The organism is Cytophagia bacterium CHB2 (assembly GCA_030263535.1).
GTDB lineage: Bacteria > Zhuqueibacterota > Zhuqueibacteria > Zhuqueibacterales > Zhuqueibacteraceae > Coneutiohabitans.
The window spans coordinates 1-6871 of record SZPB01000347.1 but is presented as its reverse complement, the minus strand read 5'-3'; the positions used below and the strand labels follow the sequence as shown (position 1 = coordinate 6871).

The 6871-nt window shown below is 52.3% G+C and carries 6 protein-coding genes; 2 read left to right on the top strand and 4 right to left on the bottom strand.

The features are described 5' to 3' along the window. Positions 1–167: 167 nt before the first annotated feature. Positions 168–1187 (bottom strand): zinc carboxypeptidase, encoded by a 1020-nt coding sequence (locus FBQ85_24265; protein ID MDL1878248.1) that lies wholly within the window; start codon positions 1185–1187, stop codon positions 168–170. Beyond that, positions 1184–1636, bottom strand: coding sequence for a hypothetical protein (locus tag FBQ85_24260; protein MDL1878247.1), 453 nt, complete (start codon positions 1634–1636; stop codon positions 1184–1186). The genes FBQ85_24265 and FBQ85_24260 overlap by 4 nt, the downstream gene beginning before the upstream one ends. A gap of 318 nt (positions 1637–1954) precedes the next feature. On the opposite strand from FBQ85_24260, the gene FBQ85_24255 reads away from it, so the two are divergent. Both FBQ85_24255 and FBQ85_24250 read left to right on the top strand, forming a co-directional pair. Next, on the top strand, positions 1955–3619 hold the full coding sequence (locus FBQ85_24255; protein ID MDL1878246.1) for a methylmalonyl-CoA mutase: 1665 nt from the start codon (positions 1955–1957) through the stop codon (positions 3617–3619). A gap of 98 nt (positions 3620–3717) precedes the next feature. Then, entirely contained in the window at positions 3718–4143 is a 426-nt protein-coding gene (locus FBQ85_24250; protein MDL1878245.1) for a cobalamin B12-binding domain-containing protein, read from the top strand. Between the two features lie 10 nt (positions 4144–4153). On the opposite strand, the gene FBQ85_24245 is transcribed toward FBQ85_24250, so the two are convergent. Next, positions 4154–5434 carry a galactokinase gene (locus FBQ85_24245; GenBank protein MDL1878244.1) on the bottom strand — a complete coding sequence of 427 codons (1281 nt, stop codon included), beginning with the start codon at positions 5432–5434 and terminating at the stop codon, positions 4154–4156. A gap of 51 nt (positions 5435–5485) precedes the next feature. Then, on the bottom strand, positions 5486–6871 hold a 1386-nt coding region (locus FBQ85_24240), incomplete at its 5' end, for a sodium/solute symporter (GenBank protein ID MDL1878243.1).

The following is a 6871-nucleotide window of genomic DNA, read 5'->3' as shown; positions in this document are numbered from 1 at the left end:
CCGAGAATCCCGAAGGGATGTCATGGTTATAGAAAGATAGCCAAAAGTAACAGGGGATAACCCTGTAAGGGTGACATATTTACTGCACCAACTTTGGGGAATTGCACCCCATTCACGTTCGGTAATGCTCGACCACGGTTAAACCGTGGTTTTACCAATTTGATGGATTAAAGCGTTGCCTGCGTCTGCTGCGTCACCCAATCCATCAAAAACAACGCCGCAGAAAGATTCTCTTCGAACGTCGGCTGAATTTGACTCTCCGGCAATTCGAAACCGGGTATGCTGCTGCTCGGCCGCAGCTCAATGGTGATTGCCGGCAGGTTCAGAAGCGCGTACAGCCAATCCGTTGTATCACCGCTGGCGAGATAAAGATCCGATGATTGTTGCGGCGTATACCGCACACCGTGCACGGCGCGTATGCGATCCGCCATCGCAACCGCAAGATTGTTGAGCAAGTCACGATCGGGCGCTGGATTACTCGTATAGCCCCACGGATACAAAACAAGCTGTGAAAAGTTATGATAACTAATCAACGCCTTTACCGGGCGGCTCTGCAAGAAGTCACGTATTGCCTGCGTTTCCGGCTCGGAAAATGGCGAGGGGCCGCGATAGGTTTCAGAGTACGTGTCCCCGGAAGAGCCGGGCCCGCCCCATTGATAGCCATAATTGCGATTCAAATCCACGCCGAACGTGCCGTCGTTGTTGTTGCGGCGATTCTTGCGCCACAAGCGTTGCGTTGTGATGGTGTACTGATGTCCGTCGGGATTCACCATGGGCACAACCCAGATTGCCGTCTCATTGATCAGCCGGGTAACCAGCGAATCACTGCCATAATTCTCGAGGAGATGTTTTGCAATGAGAAAGGGCACGTCAACCGAAATCCATTCGCGCGCATGATGCCCGCCGAGCAAAATGATTTCTGCCTCGCCCTCCTCTTGCGCCACCGCGTCGCTGATTTTCATGGCCCACAGGTCGCGGCCTTCAACGGATTTGCCCAGCGATTTGACTTGTGCAATCGCGCTGTGCTGCGCCGCCAATTGCGGCAGCTCGTTCTTGATTTCATCATAGGTATGATACAAGCCGGCGTCCGGCGCTGGCGGCTGAGTACCCGGACAATCACCGCTGGTCAGCAACACATAACCCAGGAAAAGAGAAGCAATCGTTGCAATTACATTTGTTTTTCTCATTGTGCGCGTCCTTCAAATTTGTCAGCATCGGCTGCAATAATTTGGAATGAAAAACCGACTTCTTGCAGCTTTTCAAGTTGAATATCGAAAGCCCGCGCAATGGCCGTGTCTCCGCGCGTTTCCCATAAATCGAGACCGGCATCCACGATTTGTTGCACGCTGGTTGAGTCTTGCAACGTAATGTAAACGAGCCGCTGGACGAGATCCTTTTCTTGCAGGGTCTCGGCAGGAAGCGCCAGCGCCGTCGTCATGGTACTATCAACGCGAATAATGACGTAATCCGGTTCTTGGACGACGATCTCCGCCCCAGCTTGGCGAATTCGGGCAAGCTCTTCTGCGCTGCTATACTTGATTTTGCGCAGACCCGAGGCGCTTTTGGCTGAGGGTTGCGGCGATTGACAGGACGCGATAAAAAGCGCCAGGAACAGCGGGAAATAGATTTTCAACATAAGAGGCCTTCTTGGTGGAAAGGGCGGTGAGAAAAATTGAGTTGGAAGATAGGATGATTTTGGGTAAAGTCAAGCAAGATTATGGTTGACCCGCAGGCCGGTGCAGCATGAATTAAAATTGAACTGTTTAAATAATCATCGGTGATTCAATTCATCCTGGCTAAAACTGTTGGAAAGCATAAAATGCGCAGCCTTGACTTTTCAGAGAGATTGACGTATTTTGGCCACTCACGCTGCGCGACGATATCTTGCTCAATTGCGCACGGCCGCCATCACATGCATATTGATCATCGCTGAACTAACCCTGCGGAGCCTGCTATGTCCAACGAAAAAGAACAATACCAGCAAGAGCGCGAGCGTTGGCAGCGCGAAACACGCCCCAAGTTTAAAGATCGCCCGGCCAAATTCATCACCACCTCCAGCGTTCCCATCAACGATCTCTATGGCCCGGATGACATCGCACACATCGATCCGTTGTGCGACATCGGCTTCCCCGGCGAGTTTCCCTACACGCGCGGCATACATGCCAACATGCACCGCGGCCGCTTGTGGACCATGCGCCAGTTCGCCGGCTTCGGCACACCGGCAGATACCAACAAACGTTTCAAATATCTTTTGGAAAACGGCCAAACCGGGCTCTCAACGGCATTCGACTTGCCCACGTTGATGGGCCGCGACTCCGACGATCCGCTCTCTGAAGGTGAAGTCGGTGTCTGCGGCGTGGCGATTTCATCATTGCGCGACATGGAAACGTTGTTCGAAGGCATTCCGCTGGATAAAGTAAGCACCTCGATGACAATCAATTCACCTGCTGCCGTGATTCTGGCCTTCTACATTTGCGTCGGCAAAAAACAGGGCGTACCAGAAAGCAAGCTGCGCGGCACGCTGCAAAACGACATTCTTAAAGAGTACATCGCCCAAAAAGAATTCATCTTTCCGCCCGAACCTTCGATGAAGATCGTCGTGGACACGATTGAATATTGCACCAAGCAGGTGCCGGAATGGAACACGATTTCGATCAGCGGCTATCACATTCGCGAGGCGGGCAGCACCGCGGTGCAGGAGCTGGCATTCACGCTTGCCGACGGTTTCGCTTATGTGGAAGCGGCGATGAAAGCCGGCTTAAATGTTGATGACTTTGCGCCACGGCTTTCCTTCTTTTTCAATTCGCATCTCGATTTTTTTGAAGAGATCGCCAAGTTTCGTGCGGCGCGCCGCATCTGGGCCAAACGCATGCGCGACAAATACGGCGCAAAGGATGAACGCTCATGGAAATTGCGCTTTCACACACAAACCGCGGGGTGTTCCCTCACCGGCCAGCAGCCCATGAATAACATCGTGCGCACCGCGTTCGAAGCGCTTGCCGGGGTGTTGGGCGGAACGCAATCGCTGCACACCAACTCGCTGGATGAGACCTGGGCGTTGCCTTCGGAATTCGCCGCGAAAATTGCGTTGCGCACGCAACAAATTATTGCTTATGAAACGGGTGTAACCAACACCGTCGATCCGCTCGCCGGATCGTATTTCCTCGAACATCTCACTTCGAAAATGGAACAAGAGGTGGAGGATTATTTTCACAAGATCGATGATATTGGCGGCGTGATTCCTGCAATCAAAGAAGGTTTTTTTCAACGCGAGATTGCTATAGCCGCACGCAAATATCAGGAAGAGATCGAAAAGAAGGAAAGGCTCATTGTCGGTGTGAATGCCTTTGTCGAGCCGGAAGAGAAACTTGATATACCGATTTTGAAAATCGATGCCAGCGTGGAGCGGCAGCAAGCGCAAAACCTTGCCCGCTTGCGCGCCGAACGCAACAACACTGCCGTGCGCCAATCGCTGGCCAAGCTCAAAGAAACAGCGCAAGAGGGCCGCAATCTCATGCCCGCGTTGATCGATTGCAGCATGGCTTACTGCACGCTCGGCGAAATTATCAACGAACTAAAAACCGTGTACGGCACCTGGCGCGAAGAGCCGGTGTTCTGAGCATCGCGAAACCATGCGTGTTTGAGGCCCGGCTGCGCTGCGCGCCGAGGCCCGATTCGGTGTATTAACGATAATCTGCGATCAAAAAGGATTCTTACATGGAAAAAAAGATTCGCGTGCTTGTCGGTAAACTCGGCCTTGACGGCCACGATCGCGGCGCGAAGATCATCGCCAGCGCCTTGCGCGACGCCGGCTTCGAAGTCATCTACTCCGGCCTGCATCAAACGCCGGAGATGATCGTGGAAGCGGCATTACAGGAAGATGTCGATGTGATCGGCATTTCAATGCTGTCGGGCGCGCACATGACGCTGTTTCCGCGCATTATGGACCTAATGAAGAAGAACGACATGACTGACGTTCTGCTGCTGGCGGGCGGCACGATACCCCCGGATGATGCCGCGGAATTGGAGCAACTCGGCATCGGCAAGGTTTTTGGGCCGGGCACGGATACGCGCGATATTATCGGGCATATTCGCACTTGGGCGGAGAAAAAGAGCGAAATCCACAATCGGCAAGTTGTATAAATTGCCAGCGTCAGTGTATCTTCTCTGCGCTCACATGCTGTACACCGCGGTTCCGAATGCGCAGCACGGTCACGGCCCCCTCTCCGAAAATCGTTTCCATCAGTATTGTGTAGTCACTCACCCGTGTCTCAGGCATAAATACCTGAATGGTACCCGCGAATCCACCGCCGTGTACGCGACACGCGCCGGAGTTTTCTTCCTTCAAAAAATCTTCCGTTAAAGCAAGCGCTAACGCGATACTCTGCTCGGTGGGGTCTTGCGGGCTTGCGCAATTCTGCAGCCATTTCCAAGATGAATTGCCGGAAGCGCGCACCAATGCAAGAAATGCTGCGAAATCGCCCTTGTTCAGCGCCGCAACTTGCTCTGCGACGCGCTGATTTTCATGCAAAAAGTGCAGCGCTCTCAAGAGGGCGCGATCTCCAAGTTGCGTGCGCAGCGCGCGGCAATGGTCAATCACGTTTTCTAGCGAAATATCACGACAAACTTTTCCTCCGAGCTTGCCGGCCACCGACTTCATTTCTGCCGGTATGGCCGCGTAATCATCGGTCAAGTCGGCGTGGCTTCCGCCGGTATTCACCACGACCAAGCTGTGATGCTGCGCGGCAAAATCAAAATTTATTTTTTCAATTACCGGCTTCTCCGGATCTTCAAAGTCGATTGCAACGATCCCGCCCAACGCACAGGCGATTTGATCCATCAACCCGCAAGGCTTCTTGAAATAAACATTCTCCGCATACTGGCCGATCTTGGCCACTTCAATTGCAGGTATTTTTCCCTTATTGTAAAAAACATTCATAATCGTGCCCAGCAACACTTCGATGCACGCCGAAGAGCTTAAACCCGAGCCGATCATTACATTACTGGCGAGGCAGGCATGGAATCCGCCGACGGCATATCCCAACGTTTGAAAGCGCGCGGCAATCCCGCGAATGAGTGCGGAGGTTGTTCTCTCTTCGTTCTTTTGGGGAGTCAGATCGCGCAGGGAAACTTCAAACGGAGGTGAATACGTTTCGGAGTAGATCGTCACCAAATCTTTGTTCGTTGGCGCGGCGGCGGCAATCGCGTCAAGATTCACCGCGGCCGCCAACACACGGCCGTGATTGTGATCGGTATGATTTCCGCCAATCTCCGTGCGGCCGGGCGCAGAGAATAACTGCGCCTCTTCTCCACCAAAAAATTCTTCATACTTCTTTAAGAGTTGTTCATACCTGCGGATTTGCAACGCCTCCTGATCACTGCCATACAACTCGAGAAATAATTTGCGCCTCGCGTCAACAGTACTCCTGGACATGGCATTACGCCTCTTGATTATAAAAGATGCTCTTTCGTTCCAAAACCGGTTTTACCAAAAAATTGCGTACAGCGTCGCGGTCAGAAGGATAACTACCCCGCCCAACCATAAAACCGAGGGCGCAGGCCTCATGTCGAATTCCTCTCGCACCGGCAAGACTTTGGGCTGTGCCAATGGTTTCATGATCGTCAGCACCGCCATCACGGCGATAATGATGACAAAGGTTATTGCCATACGGTTTAGGAATGCGATCTTTCCCAACGCGACGCCGAGATTTTCAAAAAACGGGAGACTGCCAAAAAAGATCAACAAAAGGCCATAAATGATAGGATTGAGGATCAACGCCCACACGCCGGCTTGCTCCGGCACCCTCTTGACAAACAAACCAAAAATAAAAGCGGCAAGCACGCCAGGAGATATGAAACCCTGGAATTCTTGGATGTAGCTAAAAATTCCCTTTAGACTGGGATGGGCAAGATTGGGGGCAATCAGACAACCGAAGATGACAAACACAAACGTCATGAGGCGACCGACATTGATCAAGGCTCTGCCTGATGCAGTCTTGTTCCAATGACGTTTGTATAAATCCATCGTAAAAATGGTCGAGGCTGAGTTGAGCATGGAAGCCAGCGAGCTGACAACCGCGCCGCACAATGCTGCGAAGATGAAACCTCGAAGTCCGGGCGTAATCAAATTTCGAATCAACAGCGGGTAGGCCGCATCCGTGGTGGCGCCGCTGGCTGTAAGCTGCTCGGCGTAGAGTTGATAAGCCATGATCCCGGGAAAGATAATGATGAACGGAATAATGAGCTTGATAAAAGCGGCGAAGATGACGCCCAACTGGCCTTGTTTCAGCGTGCTGGCTGCCAGGGTTCGTTGCGTGATGTATTGATTCAAACCCCAATAATAAAAATTCGGAATCCAGAGTCCGACAACCAATGCCGTCCACGGCAACACCGGATGATCGCTGGGCAAGATCATGTGAAGTTTGTCAGAATTAGCCGCAAAAAAATTATCCACGCCGCCCACCGCGCGGAATCCCAATATCATGGTTATGAAGCCGCCGATGATCAAAGCTGAGCCTTGAAAGAGATCCGCCCACGCCACCGCTTTGAGTCCACCCCAGATGGTATAGATTGCCGCAATGCCGCCGACGAGCCATATAGCATGACTCATTTGCAAATCATAAATCGTATGCAACGGCAGGGCACCGGAATAAATTACGGCAGCGACCGTCACACCGACATAAATCAACATTGTATAAAACGCCATGAGGGCGCGTGCCGTCGGATTGTACCGGTATTCGAGATACTCAGGAATGGTATAGATGCCGCTGCGTAAAAATTTCGGCAGAAAAAAAATGGCCACAAAAACCAGGCAAATCGCCGCCATCCATTCGTAGCTGGCAATTGCCAATCCGGCGAGCCCCGCCCCCTG

Bases quoted from the DNA above. Each gene is read 5' to 3' on its own strand.
- FBQ85_24255 (MDL1878246.1), top strand. From the start codon at position 1,955: ATGTCCAACGAAAAAGAACAATACCAGCAAGAGCGCGAGCGTTGGCAG.
- FBQ85_24265 (MDL1878248.1), bottom strand. From the start codon at position 1,187: ATGAGAAAAACAAATGTAATTGCAACGATTGCTTCTCTTTTCCTGGGT.
- FBQ85_24245 (MDL1878244.1), bottom strand. From the start codon at position 5,434: ATGTCCAGGAGTACTGTTGACGCGAGGCGCAAATTATTTCTCGAGTTG.
- FBQ85_24260 (MDL1878247.1), bottom strand. From the start codon at position 1,636: ATGTTGAAAATCTATTTCCCGCTGTTCCTGGCGCTTTTTATCGCGTCC.
- FBQ85_24250 (MDL1878245.1), top strand. From the start codon at position 3,718: ATGGAAAAAAAGATTCGCGTGCTTGTCGGTAAACTCGGCCTTGACGGC.